The organism is Actinoplanes sp. HUAS TT8, from assembly GCF_051380535.1.
Classification (GTDB): Bacteria; Actinomycetota; Actinomycetes; order Mycobacteriales; family Micromonosporaceae; genus Actinoplanes.
In genome coordinates this window covers 6,080,837-6,100,071 of sequence record NZ_CP195646.1, presented here as the reverse complement: position 1 = coordinate 6,100,071, position 19,235 = coordinate 6,080,837, and the positions used below count along the sequence as shown (strand labels likewise).

At 71.0% G+C, this 19,235-nt stretch carries 14 protein-coding genes and 1 pseudogene; 7 read left to right on the top strand and 8 right to left on the bottom strand.

What is annotated here, in order from left to right; translation table 11 throughout:
- Window positions 1–32: 32 nt before the first annotated feature.
- Complete coding sequence (locus ACSHV8_RS27335) at window positions 33–1,199, bottom strand: LolA family protein (protein ID WP_436536922.1); 1,167 nt, start codon at window positions 1,197–1,199, stop codon at window positions 33–35.
- Between the two features lie 472 nt (window positions 1,200–1,671).
- Here ACSHV8_RS27335 and ACSHV8_RS27330 point away from each other — a divergent pair, with 472 nt between their 5' ends.
- From ACSHV8_RS27330 to ACSHV8_RS27315, 4 genes and pseudogenes are all read left to right on the top strand, one after another.
- On the top strand, window positions 1,672–2,373 hold the full coding sequence (locus tag ACSHV8_RS27330) for a response regulator transcription factor (RefSeq protein ID WP_436520041.1): 702 nt from the start codon (window positions 1,672–1,674) through the stop codon (window positions 2,371–2,373).
- Window positions 2,374–2,653: 280 nt separating this feature from the next.
- Window positions 2,654–3,958, top strand: a pseudogene (locus tag ACSHV8_RS27325) (ATP-binding protein); the annotation flags it as partial.
- A 406-nt stretch (window positions 3,959–4,364) separates the two neighbouring features.
- A complete protein-coding gene (locus ACSHV8_RS27320; protein WP_436520039.1) occupies window positions 4,365–5,123 on the top strand; it encodes a YcnI family protein in 759 nt (252 codons plus the stop codon).
- 220 nt (window positions 5,124–5,343) lie between these two features.
- Window positions 5,344–6,060, top strand: coding sequence for a Pr6Pr family membrane protein (locus ACSHV8_RS27315; RefSeq protein ID WP_436520037.1), 717 nt, complete (start codon window positions 5,344–5,346; stop codon window positions 6,058–6,060).
- 107 nt (window positions 6,061–6,167) lie between these two features.
- Here ACSHV8_RS27315 and ACSHV8_RS27310 read toward each other — a convergent pair whose 3' ends face one another.
- Window positions 6,168–6,437, bottom strand: coding sequence for a DUF2277 domain-containing protein (locus ACSHV8_RS27310; RefSeq protein WP_436520035.1), 270 nt, complete (start codon window positions 6,435–6,437; stop codon window positions 6,168–6,170).
- Between the two features lie 114 nt (window positions 6,438–6,551).
- Here ACSHV8_RS27310 and ACSHV8_RS27305 point away from each other — a divergent pair, with 114 nt between their 5' ends.
- Window positions 6,552–8,027 (top strand): diguanylate cyclase domain-containing protein, encoded by a 1,476-nt coding sequence (locus tag ACSHV8_RS27305; RefSeq protein ID WP_436520033.1) that lies wholly within the window; start codon window positions 6,552–6,554, stop codon window positions 8,025–8,027.
- 18 nt (window positions 8,028–8,045) lie between these two features.
- A complete protein-coding gene (locus ACSHV8_RS27300; protein WP_436520031.1) occupies window positions 8,046–8,603 on the top strand; it encodes a DUF1992 domain-containing protein in 558 nt (185 codons plus the stop codon).
- Between the two features lie 69 nt (window positions 8,604–8,672).
- On the opposite strand, the gene ACSHV8_RS27295 is transcribed toward ACSHV8_RS27300, so the two are convergent.
- Together ACSHV8_RS27295 and ACSHV8_RS27290 are read right to left on the bottom strand one after the other, a co-directional pair.
- Window positions 8,673–10,301, bottom strand: coding sequence for a DUF6114 domain-containing protein (locus ACSHV8_RS27295; protein WP_436520029.1), 1,629 nt, complete (start codon window positions 10,299–10,301; stop codon window positions 8,673–8,675).
- Window positions 10,302–10,384: 83 nt separating this feature from the next.
- Window positions 10,385–11,029: a DUF6230 family protein gene (locus ACSHV8_RS27290; protein WP_436520027.1), complete on the bottom strand. Its 645-nt coding sequence runs from the start codon at window positions 11,027–11,029 to the stop codon at window positions 10,385–10,387.
- Between the two features lie 486 nt (window positions 11,030–11,515).
- Here ACSHV8_RS27290 and ACSHV8_RS27285 point away from each other — a divergent pair, with 486 nt between their 5' ends.
- Window positions 11,516–13,435, top strand: coding sequence for an ATP-binding protein (locus ACSHV8_RS27285; protein ID WP_436520025.1), 1,920 nt, complete (start codon window positions 11,516–11,518; stop codon window positions 13,433–13,435).
- Here the strand turns inward: ACSHV8_RS27285 and ACSHV8_RS27280 are convergent.
- The 4 genes from ACSHV8_RS27280 to ACSHV8_RS27265 are packed head-to-tail and all read right to left on the bottom strand — an operon-like array spanning window position 13,389 to window position 19,195.
- Window positions 13,389–15,161: an amino acid ABC transporter ATP-binding/permease protein gene (locus ACSHV8_RS27280; RefSeq protein WP_436520023.1), complete on the bottom strand. Its 1,773-nt coding sequence runs from the start codon at window positions 15,159–15,161 to the stop codon at window positions 13,389–13,391. The genes ACSHV8_RS27285 and ACSHV8_RS27280 overlap by 47 nt on opposite strands.
- A 53-nt stretch (window positions 15,162–15,214) precedes the next feature.
- Window positions 15,215–16,813: a thiol reductant ABC exporter subunit CydD gene (cydD, locus tag ACSHV8_RS27275; RefSeq protein WP_436520021.1), complete on the bottom strand. Its 1,599-nt coding sequence runs from the start codon at window positions 16,811–16,813 to the stop codon at window positions 15,215–15,217.
- Entirely contained in the window at window positions 16,810–17,805 is a 996-nt protein-coding gene (gene cydB, locus ACSHV8_RS27270) for a cytochrome d ubiquinol oxidase subunit II (RefSeq protein WP_436520019.1), read from the bottom strand. Before cydB ends, cydD begins: the two co-directional genes overlap by 4 nt.
- Before the next feature lie 7 nt (window positions 17,806–17,812).
- Window positions 17,813–19,195: a cytochrome ubiquinol oxidase subunit I gene (locus ACSHV8_RS27265; protein ID WP_436520017.1), complete on the bottom strand. Its 1,383-nt coding sequence runs from the start codon at window positions 19,193–19,195 to the stop codon at window positions 17,813–17,815.
- Window positions 19,196–19,235 lie beyond the last annotated feature (40 nt).

Sequence of the window (19,235 nt, the reverse complement as noted above, 5' to 3'; positions counted from 1 at the left end):
CGGCAGAGTTCTAGAACTATTTGGGATGGAGGTCAGGCGACCTTGTACAACGCCTCCGGAGTCACCAGGCCGGCCAGCACGCGGCCGTCATCGGTGATCAGCACGCTGAAGAGCGAGCCGCTCAACAGTCGTCCCTTGCCCCACGAGCCGCTGACCTCGGGCAGCACGCCCAGGAGAGCCTGCGCCGTCTTGGCATTGTCATCGGTGCCCTTGCTGGCGTCGGTCAGGCCGCTGAGCGCGTCGGCCGGCACCTTGGCGGAGAGGATCGAGGTCCAGCCCTTGCCGATGACCTTCGGCTCCTCGGTCTTCGAGGAGGGCTTGGCCGGAGCGGCCGGCAGCGAGGGCTTCGCCGCGTCCTTCCGGTCCGAGCCTGCGCCCGGCGTGCCCGCTTCGTTGATCTTGGCGTTCGGCGGCGGGTTGAACGTGAACTGCTCCGCGTCCGGCACGGTGAAGCTGATCGTGTCGAAAGCGACCCGGACGGCCGGCTTCGACGCGCCCTTGGCGTACACCTCGACCCGCAGCGGGATGTGCTGCTCGGCGTCGATAGCCAGGCGCACCTGCCCGACCAGGGAGTCGGTGTCCTTCGGGCTGAGCATCAGCTCGTATGCGTCCCGCCCGGCCACCTGGGCAGCACCGGTGGTCTGCACCTTCGTGGTCGGGTCGATCGCGGCGATCGCCGCGTCGGCCGCCTGCTGCGGCGTCGACGGCGCCACGTCGGGCAGCGAGTTTCCGGACTTCGCGTCCGTGTTCGCCGGCAGCTTCAGGTGCGTGCCCGTGTTGTCCGAGCTGCTCCACTGCCACACGTCCGCGCCGTTACGGATCACATCGGTCTCACCCTGCTTACCCTGCAGGGCGAAACGCACCTTGTCCTCTCCCGCGTACCAGACGCGGGCGGTGTTGCTTCCGGAGATCAGGCTGGTCAGGCCGCCTCCCGGGACCGCCGCCGAGCCACCGAGGCTGCTCGCCAGCCCGGCGAGGCCGGGCAGGCCGAGGTCGGCGCTCTGCACCACGGTGCCGGAGAGACCGGCGGGGTTGGCGCTCTGCAGATCCACCAGCAGCTGGGCCGCACTGCGGTCCGGCAGCGACGGGTCGGCACTGGCCACGATCGTGCCGGCCGCCGCGCCGCCCCCGATGACGACTACCGCGGTGGCCCCCGGTACCAGCCAGCGCATTGCCGGCCTGGACTTCCACACGGACACGATGTCCACCTCCCGTTGGTATGCATCAATCGTGCTTCGGCACCGCTGTGACAGGGCTGAGAGAGACCCGTAGGGGAAGACCCGCGCGGCCTGCGGGTTCGTCACCAGGACCGGGACGTCTCGGCGGGGGAGGGAACGTGCGGTGACCAGGCTGACGGTAGCGCTTAGGGGGCCGCCGGCGCGAGCGGCCCCGACGAGCCTTGCGGTCGATCGCAGTGCGCATAAAAAGCCCAGGTGAGCAGGGACGATGGGGAAAACCAGAGATTTGAGGGGACGAGGCGGTCGAGCAGCCGGCGATCTCAGAGAGCGGCCGGAGACCAGAGGTCCGAGAGGGCTCGGCCGGAGCAGGAACGAGGGGAGGAACCGCTCGACTTGTGAGGAGAGCTGGACGAGAGCCGGGAGGACGGGCGCGGGCTGAGAGGTGACTGAGAGCCGGTATCGAGGATCAAGCACTACGTGCCAAGGTGAGGGGGTGCGGTTGCTGGTGGTTGAGGACGAGGAACGGCTGGCCGCTGCGCTGAGACGCGGTCTCCAGGCCGAAGGGTTCGCCGTGGACGTGGCTCATGACGGCCAGGACGGGCTGGAGATGGCCCGGCACGGTGGCTACGACGCGATGATTCTCGACGTCATGCTGCCCCGGCTCTCCGGTTACCGGGTCGTGCGGCAGCTGCGCGCGGAACGGCACTGGCTGCCGGTGCTCATGCTCTCGGCCAAGGACGGGGAGTATGACCAGGCCGACGGTCTGGACTGTGGCGCCGACGACTATCTGACCAAACCATTTTCGTACGTCGTTCTCCTCGCCCGTCTGCGGGCCCTGCTCCGTCGCGGTACACAGGCTCGGCCGGTCGTCCTCACCTGTGGGGACGTCGAGCTCGATCCGGCCGAGAAGCGGGTGCTGGTGGCCGGCGCCGAGGTCACTCTGACCACGCGCGAGTTCGCGCTGCTGGAGTATCTGATCCGGCGGCCCGGCGAGGTGGTCTCCAAGACCGAGCTGCTCGATCACGTGTGGGACGCCGCGCTGGACACGGCGCCGAACGCGGTCGAGGTGTACATCGGGTATCTGCGCCGCAAGATCGGCCGGGAGCGCCTGGAGACCGTCCGTGGCGCGGGCTACCGGCTGGTCGCTGCCGATGTCACGGTTGGCCGGGAGGCACCGGAGCGGACGCAGGCCTGACAGCGGAGTGAGCGGGGCACGACGGGGCGAGACTCCGACAAGTGCGAGTCAGGCAGGCTAGGCAAGTCTCCGACAAGGGCGAGCCAGGCGAGGCCCCGACAATCGAGCAGGCGGGGCATCGGACGGACGAGCAGGGCACGACGGGGCGCGATCTCGTCAAAGGGACGAACGGGACGGGCAGGGTTTCGGAAGGGCGAGCGGGACACGACGGGGGCGAGGCTCCGGGAGGGGCGAGCGGATGCGTAGGCGACTTCAAGAGCTCAGCCTGCGGGCACGGCTGCTGCTGATATCGGCGGCCGCGCTGGCGTTCGGGCTGGCGGCGGGCGGGGTGCTGCTCGTCACCGTGCTGACCTTCGCGCAGGGGCGGGCGGTGCACGCCGAGGCGCTGGAGACGGCGCGGGGCGTGGCCCGGCTGGTGGACCAGGGACAGCTGACCGACCCGATTCAGGTGACTCCGGGTGTTCAGGTGCAGGTCATCGACGAGCAGAACCGGGTGCGGGGGGTGTCCGCCACGGCCGACCGGCTGGTGCCGATCCTGTACGACGACGAGCTTCGTGACCTGTCCGACGGTGCCGGCATCGTGATCCCGGGGGAGCGGATCGGCTTCGACGGGGCGGCCCGGGTCGTCAAGGTCACCGCCGGTCCGGCGACCCATCCGATGCGGATCCTGGTGGCGCGCTCCACGAGTCAGCTGACCCAGAGTGTGCATCTGTTGCGGGTCACGTTGCTCATCGCGTTCCCGCTGCTGGTGGCGCTGCTCGCGGCCGGGTTGTGGCGGGCGCTGGGCGCGGCGCTGCGGCCGGTGGACGCGCTGCGGGCCGGGGCCGAGGAGATCACCGGGGGTACCCGGGCCGGGCGCCTGCCGGTGCCGGACTCGCACGACGAGGTCGGGCGGCTGGCGATCACCCTCAACGACATGCTGCAACGGCTGGATACCGCGCGGGCGCGGCAACGGGCGTTCGTGGCTGACGCCGCGCACGAACTGCGCAGCCCGCTCACCAACATGCGCACCGAGCTGGAGGTGGCCCAGCACCTGCCGGACGACACGGACTGGCCGGCCCTCACCGACGACCTGCTCGCCGACGTGCAACGACTGTCCCGGCTGGTCGACGACCTGCTGCTGCTCGCCCGGGCGGACGACGGGGGCGGCCGGGCGGTGTCGCGGCGGCTTGAGCAGATCGACCTGGGGCAGCTGGTGGGCGAGGTGGCGGGGCGCTATCCGGAGGTTCGGCACGAGGACGCGACCGGGCCGCTGCCGCTGGTGGCCGAGCCGGACGCGCTGGCCCGTGTGGTGGCGAACCTGCTGGACAACGCGTGCCGGCACAAGCGGTCGATGGTCACCGTTCGTACTGCCGAAGAGGGTCCGGATCTGCTGGTGGTCGTCACCGACGACGGGCCGGGGATTCCGGCGGCGGACCGGGAGCGGGTGTTCGACCGGTTCACGCGGCTGGACGACGGGCGGGCGCGGGATGCCGGCGGCTCCGGGCTGGGGCTGGCCATCGTCCAGGAGCTGGTACGCCGGCACGGGGGTTCGGTCACGCTCGGTGACGCGGGGCCGGGGCTGCGGGTCGAGGTGCGGCTGCCTCGCCGCGCGGGATCGGCCGGGCGCAACGACGAGACGCGGCCGAGCGAGTCGGCTCCGGTCGCGGCCCGGCTCCGGGAGCGATTCGAGCTCGGCGAGCGGGAGCGGGCCAGGGGCACCGAACGGGAGTGGTCCGGAGGCGGCGAGCGCGAGTTGACCGTGAGCGGCGAGCGGGAGCAGGAGTTGACCAAGGACGGCGAACGGGCGCGGTCCGGAAGCGGCGAACGGAAGCGGTCCGGAAGTGGGGAGCCGGTGGCGGTGCGGGTTGCCGGGGCGCGGCCGGAGAAGATCACGAACGAGTGAGCGCGGCCGGAAAGTCGGAGATCGGCGGGAACTTTTCGGATCATCGGGCCGACCAACGGGGTGTGCCCGGCAGCGGGCGACGATACGACGGAAGGTTCCCCCAACAATGTCGCTGCTCAAGCGCTCCGCGGTGGTGGCCGCCGCGGCCGGACTGCTGACCCTGGCGATCGCCGGACCGGCCTCCGCGCACGTGACGGTCAATCCGAGCACGGCCACCGCGGGCGGCTACACGAAGGTGACGTTCCGCGTGCCGAACGAGTCGGACAGTGCCTCCACCACCACGCTCGAGGTGAACCTCCCGGCCGACCAGCCGATCGCGTCGGTCTCCGTGAAGCCGATCCCGGGCTGGACCGCGGTGGCCGTGAAGAGCAAGCTGGCCACCCCGATCAAGTCGCACGACACCGAGATCACCGAGGCCGTCTCGAAGATCACCTGGACCGCGACCAAGGGTTCGGAGATCAAGCCGGGCGAGTTCCAGGAGTTCGACGTGTCGATGGGGGCGCTGCCGGAGTCGGGGCAGCTGGTCTTCAAGGCGCTGCAGACCTACTCGGACGGCAACGTGGTCCGCTGGATCGACGAGCCGACCACGGACGGTTCCGAGCCGGACAGCCCCGCCCCGGTTCTGAAGATCGTCCCGGCGGCGGCTGCCGCCAGTGCTGCTCCCGCGGCGGGAGCGGCGGCCCCGGCGGCCCCGGCGGCCCCGGCGGCGGAGGCTTCCGACGATTCGAGCAGCGGTTCGGGGCTGGGTCTGGCCGGTCTCATCGCGGGGCTCATCGCGCTGGTGCTGGCCGGCTTGGCGTACGCGAAGGCCAGTCGCAAGCCGGAACCGGCCGCGGCCGTGAGCGAAAAGCCCACCGCGAGCTGATTCCCCCGGCGGACCGCGACCGGCAGGCCCGGTGAGTCCGGCGAGACCGGCGAGTCCGGGGCAGGCCCACCGGCAAGCCGACGGTGTCCGAGGGGTCGACTGCGGGCGGGAGGAAATCGAAAGCGGGTCCGGGCGTCAGCCCGGGCCCGCAAGGCCGTGACCTGCGCTACGCTGCCGCGAAGATCAATGAGGAAGATCAACGACGGCTGCTGGAGAGATCATGAAGTCCCGCGTCTGGCATGGCACGCTCGCACTGATCGTCCTCGCTTCGTTGATCACCCAGATCGTGCTGACCGCGACCGACACCGCGCCGCATGCCGGCCCGCCGGTGCACGAGACGGTGGTGACGCGGTTCGTCCGGTTGTTCAGTTTCTTCACGATCCAGAGCAACCTGCTCGTGCTGATCGCGACGCTCGCGCTGGCTCGGGACCCGGGGCGCGACGGGCGGATCTGGCGGGTGATCCGTCTCGACGCGCTGCTCGGCATCGTGATCACCGGCATCGTCTACAGCACGATCCTGGCCGGGCAGGTGGAGCTGCACGGCGCGGCGTACCTCGCTGACCTGGGCTTCCACTACATCGCACCGTGGGCCGCGCTGCTCGGCTGGCTGCTGTTCGGGCCGCGTCCGCGGATCGACGCGCGGACCCTGGCCTGGGCGGCGCTCTGGCCGGCACTGTGGATCGGCTACACGCTGGCGCACGGCGCGGCGACCGACTGGTATCCGTACCCGTTCGCCGATGTCACCGCGCTCGGCTACCCGCACGTGCTGATCAACATGGGTGCGGTGGTGCTGCTCGCGGCGCTGCTGGCGACCGTCCTGCGCGTCCTCGACCCCCGGCTGCGGCTGGGCGCCCGGCCCGCCGGCGCGGACCGCGACCCGGTGGCGGTCCCGCGCCAACGCGAAGCCGTCGACCGCGTCGCCGACCAGGACGCGTAGCAAGCCGATCGCCCGCGCCGCCAAGGAAAGAGGCCGCCAAGGAAAGAGGCCGCCAAGGAAAGAGGCCGCCAAAGATCAGCGCGCCCGCCGATCGAGGAGGCCACCGATCAGGACGCGTAACGCTTCTCGGCCCGGGCCCGAGCCTTCGCCGCCTCAACCTCCCGATCCTTCGGCGGCGCGGCCGTCACGAGACCGTCGAGCAACGCCTGGGTGGCCGCCGCAATCGCCGCCACCGCCTGATCAAAAACGGCCTGATTCGCCTGCGAAGGACGCGTCGCCCCGGCGACTTTCCGGACATACTGCAATGCGGCGGCGTGCACTTCGTCCGGCGTCGCCGGCGGCTCGAAGTTGTGCAACTGGTGGATATTGCGGCACACGTTTCGGCTCCTCAGCAGTGACCATGGGTTGCCAGGAATCTATGCCATACTCAGCCATCCGGCGACGTACACACAGCTAGGAACACCTCTCAATCCGGGGAACACGAGGTGGGCATGCGACTGCGGACGGCACTGACGGCGGGGGTCGGTCTCGGCGCGGCGGTCCAGCTGATCTATCCGTTCCTGCCCGGACCCGCCGGTTTTGCCCTCTCCGACGTGATCGTCGCTTCGGCCAGCGGCTACGCCGCCTGGCACTATCTCCGCCGGGCCCGCCGGGCCCAGGATTCACCCCGGGTCCGCGCGGGCTACGCCTTCGGCGCCTGCGCCTGTACGGCGTGGAGCCTCTCGAACGTCCTCATGCTCGCCGGCGTGTTGATAAATCCCGGCCTGAACACCCCGGGCGCGCTTCTTTCCGTGGCCGCCGCCGTCCTGGTCCCGATTGCGGTATTGCTTGCCGGACACCGGCTGCGCGGGATCGCCCGGGCCCGCCGGGTGATCGACGTGGCCGCCGTCTCCGGCGCTGTTTTCGCTCTGGCCTGGGAGTTCGTGCTGTCCGGCCTGGGCGGCGGCGCGTCCCAGGGCTATGAGATCGGCATCGTCGGGGTGCTCGTGGTCGGCTCGTCGGTGGCTCTGGTGACGCTGTCCGAGTCCCGTCCGGACCGTGGCCTCACCGCGCACCAGGTTCTTGCCGGGGCGGCGTTGCTGCAGGCCGCCACGGTGATGATCTCGCTCCGCAATGGATTGACGGGCAAACCCTGGTTTCAGTACGGGGCGGGCACCGGTTATGTCCTCGGGGCGTGGGCCACCGCGGTCTCCAGTCGCCTGCGGATCGCCCGTCCCGGGGCCGACATGGTGGAGCGCCTGGTCTTCGGCCCGTGGGCGCTGCTTCCCTACCTTCCGGTGGTGACCGCGGTCGGGGTTGCCGGGTGGCGGGAGGCGAACGACGGCCGGCTCAGCCCGGTCCTGGTCTGGCTGCTGCTGTCCAGTTTCTCCCTGGTTCTGGTCCGGCAGTTCCTCACGCTGATCACTGTCGGTCGGATGGCGGTGCAGTTGGAGGAGCAGAAGGTGGCCCTAGCCCATCAGGCGCACCACGACGGGCTGACCGGTCTGCCGAACCGGGTGGCTTTCCACAGCCGGGCCGGTGAGCTGCTGTCCAAACGGCGGGCCGATGTCTGCGCGATGATGCTCGACCTGGACGGCTTCAAACCGGTCAACGACACTCTCGGGCACGCGGCCGGCGACGAGGTGCTGATCGTCGTCGCCGCCCGTCTGGCCGCCGAGTTGCGCGAGTCCGATCTGCTCAGCCGTTTCGGCGGGGACGAGTTCGCGATCCTGGTCACCGGGCTCGGCGCGCAGGATTCCGGGGCGGTCGCGAAACGCCTGCTGGACCGGTTGTCCGAGCCGATGACCGTGCACGGGGTGGAGGTCGTCGTGGGCGGCAGCATCGGGTTGGCCGTGCCCCGGTCGGGGCAGGTGACGAGCGTCGGGTTGCTGCTGCGGCAGGCCGACACCGCGATGTACGCGGCCAAGGCCTCCGGGAAGGGCACGGTCCGCTGGTACGAGCCGGACGCCTGGCCGGCATCGGCCTGACGCCCGTAATGTTGCGGGATGGGAGCGTACTGGTATGAGTCGTCGATCGACCGCCAGCTCCGCGAGGCTACCGAGCGGGGCGAGTTCGAGAATCTGAGTGGGGCCGGCAAACCCCTCGCCGGGTATGGCGGGGAGTATGACGAGGACTGGTGGGTCAAGGACTGGCTGCACCGGGAAGGGGCCACCGCCGGGGTGGTGCCGCCGACGCTGGCTCTGCGCCGGGCCGCCGAGGACCTGGCGGTCGTCGTCGACCGGTTGCACACCGAGCCGGACGTCCGGGCGCACGTCACCGAGCTCAACGCCCGCATCGACAAGGCCTGCCGTGGTCACCTGGACGGCCCGCCGGTGATTCTGCCGCCCTTCGACGAGGATGCGGTGGTCGCCGCCTGGCGCGAGCGCAAAGCGCACACGAACGCGCGACCGGCGACGGGAGCGGGCGAGGCCGCAACGCGCGACCCAAGCCGAAGCGCGGGCGAGTCCGTGGCACGTGACCGAAGCGGAAGCGCGGGCGAGTCCGTGGCACGCGAACGCGGGTGGCGGGCGCGGCTCCGGAGGGACCGGAAGCGGACGAGCTGATGCACGACGAACGGCCCGGCGGATGCCGGGCCGTTCGGTTCGTTCGGGGTTCCGGGAAGCCGCCCGGGATCAGCTCTCGGTGATCTGCAGCGGGTCGGCGGTGAGCTTGTCGCAGCTGACGAACGCCAGGTCGATGGTGACGTTGGTGAACCAGAGGAACGCCGGGACCAGCGGCGGGGGCTGCTCCGGGGTGAAGACCACCGGGAAGACGCCGAACAGGTTGCCGGTGAACTTCGGGGTGTAGAAGTGCACGTTGCCCGTCGTCGTCAGCTCGTTGCTCTTGATCGTGGTGGTGGCCCCGCCGGCCTCGTCGATGGTGAGGCTGAACGGCTTGTTGATGGCCTGGTACATGTCGAACTTGAGGGCCTTGATGGTGCCGTTGGCGGTGGGCACCTCGGCGACACCGCCGTAGCTGGAGTCGATCATCGTCAGCGAGGCGACCTTCATGGTGCCCGGCTTGAGCGCCGACCGCGGGATGCCGCCCTCGTCGGCGACCATGCCTTCCTGGCGGGCGCCGAGGCACGGGATGACGTCGGCCGACGAGGAGGGGGCCACGCTGGCCGCCGTCTTGGACGGGGCGGCCGACGCGGGCTTGGACGTCTCGTCGTCGCCGGCCGGGGCGGTGGTCGTCGTGGTCGTGCTCGGTTCGGCGGCGGGCGCGCTGGTCGCCGACGCCGACGGCGACGCGCTCGGAGTGGCCGACTCGTCGTCGTCGCCGATGCCGAGCAGGTTGCCGAGACCGTCGACCACGTCCTGGATGCCGCCGAGGATGCCGCCGCCGTCATCGGCCGCCGCGGCCGCCGACGCCGAGGCCGACGGGCCGGCGCTGGTCTCGCCGGCCTTGTCCGTGGCGGCCGGCGTGGTGGTGGTGGCCTTGCCGTCGGGCTTGGCGCTGATCGTCGCCTTGGCCGCCGCGCTCTCGTCCGGGGCGGCGCTGGTGGCCTTGGCACTGGCCGGGGTGGTGACCGCCGACAGGCCCGCCGGGCAGTCGTCGGCGCTGGCCGGGAGCCGGCTGCCGACGAGCATGGTGGCGCCGGCCAGGGCCGGCACCAGGATGATCGCGAGCGCCTTGCGGTTGAGCCCGCGGCGCGGGCCGGGCAGGTCGTCGCGCGGCCCGTCGGTCTCGCCCGGCGTCGCACCGTCACCGGGGGCGGCGCCGCGCGGCCCGCCGAAACCGGGGAGGATGCTCGGGTCGCTGACCACCGGCGCCTCGTGCGGCCGGTCGTCGTGCCCGGCGACCTCGATCCGCTGGGTGGCCTCACCAGGGCCGTCGTGCGGGCCGGCGAACTGCGGCGGACCGGAGTGCTCGGGCGTGCCCTGCAGCTTGTTGCCCGGCCGGGGCGCCTGCTCGGTCCAGGCGACGGTGAGCGCACCGCCGACGATGCCGAGGATCATGCCGAAGAACCAGCCGCCGAGGTTCAGCCCGATGAACGAGTAGAGGGCGGCGAGCAGGCCGATGATGCCATAGAACATGCGCTGCGCCGGGGTGAACCAGACGAGCGTGCCGCAGAGCAGCATCAGGACCGGCAGAACGTACGAGAGGAAGCCCTGCTGACCGATGTGAATCTGGATGTTGGCGAGATCCATGTTCGAGCTCCACAGGAGCTCCACCCCCGACAGCACGAGGAACAAGCCGCCCCAGAAGGGTCGGGCCCGCCGCCACCGGCGGAACTTGTTCCAGAAATCGTCCGTCGCCACTCGTCCTCCAGAAACACTCTTACGTTCGAGATCGCAAAGGGATGGGGCTCGCGGAGACGCCCGCGAGCCCCGATGGAGCTAGATCAGTAGCACTCGTTGCCGTCGCCGGTGAGCAGCTTGAGGCTCATACCGGTCAGCTTGAACGTCGAGGCCGACGTCGAGTACGCCGTCTGCTTCAGGTTGTGGATGGTGACGTGGTCGGCCTGCTGGCCGAACCCGCCGACGGTGTCGCCCTTGGCGCTGCCGGCCTTGTTCAGGGTGGTGGCGTCGCGGCCGATCTCGATGTTGGTGAAGGTCGCGTCACCCGACAGCTCGGACATGCCGATCAGCAGGTTGGTCGCCTGGACCTTCTGCGCGTCGTCCGCGCTGTCCGGAACGTCCTGCGCGGCCCGGATCTGCAGGGTGACCCGGCCGAACACCGGAACGACCTGCGAGACCGACTGGCAGAGGTCGGTGATGGTGGCCGAGCCGATGCCGGACATGGCGGCGATCTTGCCGCCCCCGTTGGCGGTACCGAGGGGGCCGCTGTACTGGGTGAAGCCTTCGCCCTCGAGCGTGTCGGCCGACAGCTTGAACTGCTGGCCGGAGATGGCGAAGTTCGCGGCCAGCGCGCCGGTGCTCAGCGCGACAACCAGGCCGCCCGCCACGGCGGCGGGAACGCCCACCGCGACGGCGAACCGGCGCCAGTTGGTGCGTCCGGCAGCCGGAACGCTCTGCGAATCCTCCACGGATCCTCCTATAGAAGAGATGACAGTCGGTTCGGCCTCACTGCCAATGGCTCGCATCGACGGGCGACACTTCTGCCAACCGTCGACAGTGAGGCGAGTCGATGCCGTCGTCGTAACGTTCGGGAAATGTTGCCGCTCCGGCACGGTGACTACAAGTGCCATGGCTACTAGTCAGTAACCCACGTCACTTGATCTTGCTTACGCTGTGTGATGTTGCTGTCTGGGGTGTCCGAAATTCCGGCTATAAACCCGACAATCGGCCCGGGTTCACCGATGTGGCGGTAACCACAGGTATACGAGGCATCGTTGGTCACGGATCAGTAACGAAGTCCAGAGATCTCTCAGAAACCGCTTTCACCCGCCGTTTTCACAGGCTGACTCGGAGATCCGTACGATGCCGGTCTCCACCGAATGGCCAGCCGGACTCATCTGGGCCCCGGCCCCTGCCGATGTGAGGTACATGATCGCCTCCGACGAGCGCGGCCGATGAGGCTGCAGCGCCGGCTCAACCTGGGCTTCGCCGCCCTGTTGGTGCTGTTCGCGGCGTTTCTCGTGGTGCAGTTCGTGGTCGGCGCGCGGGTGCGTGACGACCACGAGCGGGTGGCCGCCCGGATCGGGACGGTCCGCGAGGCCAACCGGCACGCCCTGCAACGGATGACCGACGCCGAGACCGGGATCCGCGGTTACCAGCTCACCGGCGAGCGGCTGTTCCTGGAGCCCTACCAGAGCGGTCGCGGGGCCGCCCTGGCCGCGCTCGAACGGGCCCGGCAGCAGACCGACGACCCGCAGGCCCGCGAGCTGATCGTGGCCGAGCAGCAGGCCGCCTGGGACTGGCTCGGCCAGTATGCCGGGCAGGTCACCGCCGACCGCGCGCCCGCCGGGGACGGCGACGCCGCGCTGGGCAAGCAGCTCTTCGACCGGCTGCGCACGCTCAACGCCGCCGTCGACGACGCGTTCGGCGCCGACCTGCGGGCCGAGGTGGCGGCCGGCGATCGGATGGAACGGCTGCTCGGGATCGCCTCGGGCGCGCTCGTGCTGGCCGTGCTCGGCGCCGGTTACCTGCTCGTCCGGGTCAGCCGGCGCCAGCTGCTGGTCCCGCTGGCCCGGGTCGGGGACACGATCCGGCGGCTGACCGACGGGGACCGCTCGGCGCGGGCCGAGGCCGCGGGCGCGGCCGAACTCCGTACCGTGATCGATGCTTTGAATGATCTTGCCGCGCAGACCGAAGCGCATCTCGCCGCCGAGCAGGCCCGGACCGCCCGGGCCTGGTTGTGCCAGGCGGTCCTCGGCGAGCTGCAGCGCGAGGACGCCGACCCGGCCACCATCGGGAACCGGGTGATGACGCGGATCGGCGGGGCGCTGGCCGCCGACGCCGTCCACGGCAACCTGTTCGTGCCCGGCGCCGGGCAGGTCGTGATGCGCTGGCCGGAGACCGCACCCGGCCTCGACCCGTCGGTCACCGCCGAACTGGCCGGGATCCCGCCGGGCTCGCCGGTGCCGTGCGCGGGCGGGCTGGCCGTCGTGCTGGGCGGCGACAGCGAGTGCCCCGGCGGATATCTGCTCGTCGTGCGCGAGTTCCTGCCCGACTACACCGAGCAGGAGCATCGGCTGCTGGCCGGGGTGGCCCGGGAGATCGAGCGGGCGCTGCGCCAGCAGAGCATCCGGGTGCGCCAGGACCTGCTGATCAGCGAGCTGCGCATGCTGGATCAGCGCAAGGACGTCTTCATCCAGACCGTCACGCACGAGCTGCGCACGCCGCTGACCAGCATCCTCGGCTACACCGAGATGATCAGCGACGACGAGGAGGACCTGACGCCGATGCAGCGCCGGTCCTTCAACGCCATCCTGCGCAACGCCCACCGGCTGCAGGACACCATCAACGACCTGCTGCTCCTGGACCGTCCGGTGACCGCGGCCGACGCGGTGACCGAGCCGCTCGACCTGGCCGACGTGGCCGGCGTCGTGCACGGCGAACTGAACGCGGCGGCCCAGGCCAAGGAGCTGACCGTGGCGTTCGACGCCGAGCCGGCCTGGGTGCGCGGCGACCGGACCCAACTGCACCGGGCGCTGCGGAAACTGATGGAGAACGCGATCAAGTTCACCCCGCCCGGCGGCAGCGTGACCGTGCGGTGCGGCGGCGACGAGCAGAACGTGACCATCGCGGTCACGGACACCGGCATCGGCATCCCGGCCGAGGACGTGCCCGGGCTGTTCACCCCGTTCCACCGGGCCGGAAACGCGATGGACCAGGCGGTTCAGGGCCCGGGGCTGGGCCTGGCGATCGTCCGGGACATCGTCCGCGACCACGGCGGGGGCATCGCCGTGCAGTCGGTGGTCGGCCGTGGCAGCACGTTCACGATCACGCTGCCGGTCGCGCCGGCGCCGGTTTCCGTACCGGCATCCTGACCACCCGCAGGCCGTCGAGATCCGCGGTCCGATGGGTGATCAACAGGACGGTACGGCCGTCGGCCGCCCCCAGCAGATCGCGGACCAGCGCCCCGGCGGTCGCGTCGTCCAGGTGCTCGCCCGGCTCGTCCAGGATCAGCACCCGGGCGTCGGTGAGCAGCAGCCGGGCCAGGGCGAGCCGGCGCCGCTGCCCACCGGAGAGCGCCAGGCCGTGCTCACCGACCAGGGTCTCCAGGCCGTCCGGCAGGGTCTCGACCCAGTCCCGCAGCCGGGCCCGGTCCAGCGCCCGGAGCAGGTCCTCATCGGTGGCGCCGGGTTTCGCGATGCGCAGGTTCGCCCCGACCGTGGTGTCGAACAGGTACGCGTCCTCCGGCAGATAACCCACGATTTCGCGTACGCGATCAGCCGTCATCGACCGCAGATCCCGGCCGTCCAGCGTGATCCGGCCGGCGACGGGGTCCAGGAATCGGACCAGCAGCGCGGCGATCGTGCTCTTGCCGGAGCCGCTCGGCCCGACCAGCGCGACCCGGGCGCCGGGCGGCAGCGTCAGATCGACGCCCTCGACGGCGACCCGATCGGCCGTCCAGGCGGCCGTCACGCCCTCGAACCGGATTTCCGGAACCGCACCCTCGATCATCGATTCTGGGCCCGCAGCGACGCTCTCAGCGGTCGTAACCGTCCCGTCCTGTCCCCGCCCGGTCCCGGGGCACTCATCCGGCTCTCCGGGGTCCCCGTGAGTGCCGGCCGCCGGGCCCCGGCTGGTGCTCAGGGCTGTCTCCGGCCCCTCGACCCGACCCTCAGTGCCAGCCGGGAGGGGGAGCGACCAGATTTCGGTGAGGCGGCGGAGGGAGGTGCGGGCGGTGGCGTAGCGCTGGGCGGCGGCGGGCAGCGGGCCGGCGATCTCGAAGACCGCCAGGGGAGTGAGGACGACCAGGGCCAGGAGTTCGCCGGGCAGGGTGCCGGCGCGGACGGCGGCGGCCCCGGCCAGGAGACCGGCCAGCACGCAGGCGCCCGTGCCGAGAACGGTCACGGCCGCGCCGAGACCGGCGGTGGCCGCGGAACTTTTCGAGGCCGCGGTCAGGCGGGCGTCCAGCCGGGTGAGGCGTTCGCGGTGGCGGGCCATCGCGTCGTAGGCGGTCAGGTCGGCCATCCCGTGCACCAGGTCGACGACGCCGGTGGCCAGGTCGGCACGCAGGGGAGCGAGCCGCCCGTCGGTGCGCCGGGCCGTCGCGCGCTGCAGCCGGGGCACCACCACGGCCACGACCAGGAGCGCGGCGGCCAGGGTGAGGCCGGCCAGCGGGACCAGCGCGCCGATCACCAGCACCGACGCGAGGCCGACGACCGCGGCCACCGCGTAGGGAAGCACCACCCGGGTGACCAGGTCGAGCACGGCGTCCACGTCCGAGGCGAGACGCTGGGCCAGGTCGGCGCGGCGGAAATCGGCCAGCCCGGCCGGCGCGAGCACCTCCAGGCGCCGGTAGAGCCGGACCCGCACGTCGGCCAGGACGCGGAAGGCGGCGTCGTGGCCGAGCAGCCGTTCCAGGTAGCGCAGCACGCCCCGGCCCAGGCCGCACGCGCGGACTGCGACGATCGCGACCATCAGGTGCAGGATCGGCGGGTGCAGCGCGGCCCGCGAGATCAGCCAGGCCGAGACCGCGGTCAGCGCGATCGCCGATCCGGCCGCGCCCGCCCCGGCCAGCACGGCCAGAATGACTTTTCCCGACAAAGGACGAATTATTTTATACGTGGTGAGCCCGCGCCCGGGCATCGCCTCCGTCGTCACGAGCACCCCGCGGGGACGAGGCCGACCGGGATGACACGGTCGGCCAGGCTGATCAGTTCCGGACGGTGGGCGGCCAGAACGACGGTCCGGCCGCGCGCCAGCTCACGGATGGCAGCCATCACCTCGGCCGCGGTCGTCTCGTCGAGGTTGGCCGTCGGCTCGTCGAGCAGCGCGATCGGCGCGTCCCGCAGGAACGCCCGCGCGAGCGCCACGCGCTGCCGTTGACCGGCGGAAAGGCCGGTCCCGGCGTCGCCCAGGGTGACATCGGCGAAGTCGGTGACCCCGGCCTGCCGCATCGCCTCGTGGACGGCCGCGTCGGAGAAGGCGGCGCCGAGGGTGATGTTGTCGCGCACCGACGCCGCGAACAGGTGCGGGCGCTGGGGCACCCAGGCGATCCAGCGCCGCCACCCGTCCGGATCGAGCTCGGCGAGCGGGATCCCACCCACCGTGACCTGCCCCGAGGACGGCGTCACGAAGCCCAGCAGCACCGACAGCGCGGTCGACTTCCCGCACCCGGACGGCCCGGTCAGCGCCACGACCTCCCCGGGCTCGATCGTCGCGGACAGGCGCAGCGCGGGTTCGGCCCGATCCGGATAGCGGACCTCGACCTCGGTGAACACGATCGGCCCGGAGACCGGCGTGCGTGTCCCGGGGGCCGGGGCCGGCGTCTCCAGGATCGCGAACGCCTCCTCGGCCGCGGCCAGTCCTTCGGCGCTGGCGTGGAAGTTCGCGCCGACCTCGCGCAGCGGCCGGTACGCCTCGGGGGCCAGGATCAGCACGAGCAGCGCGGTCGCCAGGTCGAGGTGCCCGGAGACCAGCCGCAGCCCGATGCCGACCGCGACCAGCGCCACCGACAGCGTGGCCAGCAACTCCAGGACCAGCGAGGACAGGAACGCGGTGCGCAGCGTGCGCATGGTCTCGGCCCGCTGCTCGTCGCTGATCCGCCGGATGATCCCGGCCTGCGCCTTGGCCCGTCCGAGCAGTTTCAGCGTGGGCAGTCCGGCGATCACGTCCAGGAAGTGGTGCGAGAGACGGGCGAGCAGGCGGAACTGCCGCCGGTTCTGCGCCTCGGTGTGCATCCCGACCAGGGCCATGAACAGCGGGATCAGCGGCAGCGTGACGGCGATGGTGACGGTCGCGGTCAGGTCGGCCGGCAGCAGCCGGGCCAGGACGATGCCGGGTACGAGCAGGGCCAGGACCAGCTGCGGGAGGTAGCGCGCGAAGTAGCCGTCGAGCGCTTCCAGACCGTGCGTGACCAGGGTCGCGACCTCGCCGGCGGGACGCCGCCGGGCCGGGCCGAGGGCGGCCACGTGGGCGACGAGCTTGCCGCGCAGCTCGCTGCGGACCGCGGCGGCCGAGCGGGCCGACGCGACCTCCTGCAGCCAGGCCACCCCGGCGCGGGCCACGACGACGAGCGCCAGGAGGACCCACGCGGGGTGGCGTCCGTGCAGGAAGACGGCGGTGATCGCGGTCGCCAGGAGGGTGGCCTGGGCGACGAGCAGGGCGGCGTGGACCGCCCCGAGCCCGATGGTGGCGGCCAGGTACGTCCGGGTGCTCCGGCCGTACACCAGCAATTTTGGGTTTATGGGTTTCATGCCGGGATGTCGCTCAGCGTGAGGCGCTTGCGGAAGATCCAGTAGGTCCAGCCCTGGTAGAGCACGACGATCGGCGTGAAGAACACCGCCACCCAGGTCATCACCTTCAAGGTGTACGGCGTCGACGACGCGTTGTGCACGGTCAGGCTGAACGCCGCGTCGACGGTCGACGGCATCACGTCCGGGAAGAGGGTGACGAACAGCGCGGCGACGGCCAGCAGCAGCGTCGCGCCGGTGGTCACGAAGGCCCAGCCCTCGCGGCGGGCCCGGGTCAGCGGAATCGCCGTGACCAGCGCGATCGCGGCGGCCGCGGAGAGTGCGATGCCCCAGCCGTCGGTGTGCGCGATGCCGGTCCAGACCAGGAAGCCGGCTGCGATCGGCACCGCGACCAGCGCCGTCGTCTCGGCGATGCGCCCGGCGTCCTCGCGCATCGGCCCGTCCGTCTTGAGGGCCAGGAAGACCGCGCCGTGCAGCGTGAACAGGGCCAGGGTGGTCAGGCCGCCCAGCAGCGCGTACGGGTTGAGCAGGTTGAAGAACCCGCCGATGTATTCGTGGTCGGCGTCGATCGGCACGCCGCGCAGGATGTTGCCGAACGCGACACCCCACAGGACCGCCGGGAGCAGGCTGCACACGAAGATCGCCGTGTCCCAGCGCTTCTTCCAGGTCACGCCGTCGCGCTTGCCGCGGTACTCGAACGCGACCCCGCGCACGATCAGCGCCACCAGGATGATCAGCAGGGGCAGGAAGAAACCGCTGAACAGGGTGGCGTACCACTCGGGGAAAGCGGCGAAGGTGGCCCCGCCGGCGACCAGCAGCCACACCTCGTTGCCGTCCCAGACCGGCCCGATCGTGTTGATCGCCAGCCGGCGGGAGCGCTCGTCCCGCCCGACGAACGGGAGCAGGATGCCGACGCCGAAGTCGAAGCCTTCGAGCAGGAAGTAACCGGCCCAGAGGACGGCGATCAGGAGAAACCAGACAGTGGTGAGTTCCATGACTTCCTCAGTAGGCGAACGCGAGCGGCCGGTCCTCGGCCTCGGACTCGGCCGGGATCTCCGGGGCGCCGGAGCGGGCGTATTTCAGGAACAGGCCGACCTCGATGACGGCGAGGACGCCGTAGAGCACGGTCAGCACGATCAGTCCGGTCGCGGCCTCGCTCGTGGAGACCGACGGTGATCCGGACTCGGCCGTCTTGAACAGGCCGAACACGGTCCACGGCTGGCGGCCCATCTCGGTGAAGATCCAGCCGAACGAGTTGGCCAGCAGCGGCATCGCGACGGTGGAGACGCCGGCGATCCACAGCCAGCGGCCCTTGGCCCGGCGTTCACCACGGTTGAACCAGAGGGCGGCCAGCGCGACCAGCATCGCCAGCCCGCCGAAGCCGATCATCAGGCGGAACGACCAGTAGGTGACCGGGACGATCGGGGTGTAGTCGCCCGCGCCGTACTTCTGCTCGGACGCGGCCTGCACGTCGTTGATGCCCTCGACCCGGCCGGACGGGTCGCCGGTGGCCATGAAGGAGAGCAGCGACGGGATCCGTACGCTCCAGACCTCCTGCTTGCCGTCGAGCGAGCCGATGGTGAAGACCGAGAACGACGCCGCATCCGTCGTCGTGTAGAGCGCCTCGGCGGCGGCCATCTTCATCGGCTGCTGCTCGGTCATCACCCGGGCCTGCACGTCCCCGGTGATCAGCACGCCCAGCCCGGCGATCAGCACCACCCAGGCGCCCAGCCGCAGCGACGGCCGGAACACCTCCTCCTGGTGGCCCTTGCGCAGATGCCAGGCGGAGACGGCCAGGAGCAGCGCGCCGGCGGTCAGGAAACAGGCGGTCAGCGTGTGCGGGACCGTGACCAGCGTCGTCTTCTGGGTCAGCACCGCGCCGATGCTGGTCAGCTCGGCCCGGCCGTCGCCCATCCGCCAGCCGACCGGATGCTGCATCCAGGAGTTGGCGGCCAGGATGAAGTAGGCCGACAGCATCGTGCCGATCGACGCGGTCCAGATCGTGGCCAGGTGCAGCTTCTTCGGCAGCCGATCCCAGCCGAAGATCCACAGGCCCAGGAACGTGGACTCCAGGAAGAACGCGAGCAGGCCCTCCATGGCGAGCGGGGCACCGAAGATGTCACCGACGAACCGCGAGTAGTTCGACCAGTTCATCCCGAACTGGAACTCCTGCACGATGCCGGTGACGACCCCGATCGCGAAGTTGATCAGGAAGAGCTTGCCCCAGAACTTGGTGGCCCGGAGGTAGTGCTCCCGGCCGGTCCGGACCCAGGCGGTCTGCAGACCGGCGACGAGGGCCGAAAGTCCGATCGTTATCGGAACGAAGATGAAGTGGTACACGGTGGTGATGCCGAATTGCCACCGCGAGAGGTCGAGCGAATCCACCTGAGGTCCTTTCCGCAACGTCCCCCTGAGCCTTGACCAG

Coding starts and splice junctions, on each gene's coding strand:
- ACSHV8_RS27320 (WP_436520039.1), top strand. CDS start 4,365: ATGTCGCTGCTCAAGCGCTCCGCGGTGGTGGCCGCCGCGGCCGGACTG.
- ACSHV8_RS27315 (WP_436520037.1), top strand. CDS start 5,344: ATGAAGTCCCGCGTCTGGCATGGCACGCTCGCACTGATCGTCCTCGCT.
- ACSHV8_RS27305 (WP_436520033.1), top strand. CDS start 6,552: ATGCGACTGCGGACGGCACTGACGGCGGGGGTCGGTCTCGGCGCGGCG.
- ACSHV8_RS27300 (WP_436520031.1), top strand. CDS start 8,046: ATGGGAGCGTACTGGTATGAGTCGTCGATCGACCGCCAGCTCCGCGAG.
- ACSHV8_RS27285 (WP_436520025.1), top strand. CDS start 11,516: ATGAGGCTGCAGCGCCGGCTCAACCTGGGCTTCGCCGCCCTGTTGGTG.
- cydD (WP_436520021.1), bottom strand. CDS start 16,813: ATGAAACCCATAAACCCAAAATTGCTGGTGTACGGCCGGAGCACCCGG.
- cydB (WP_436520019.1), bottom strand. CDS start 17,805: ATGGAACTCACCACTGTCTGGTTTCTCCTGATCGCCGTCCTCTGGGCC.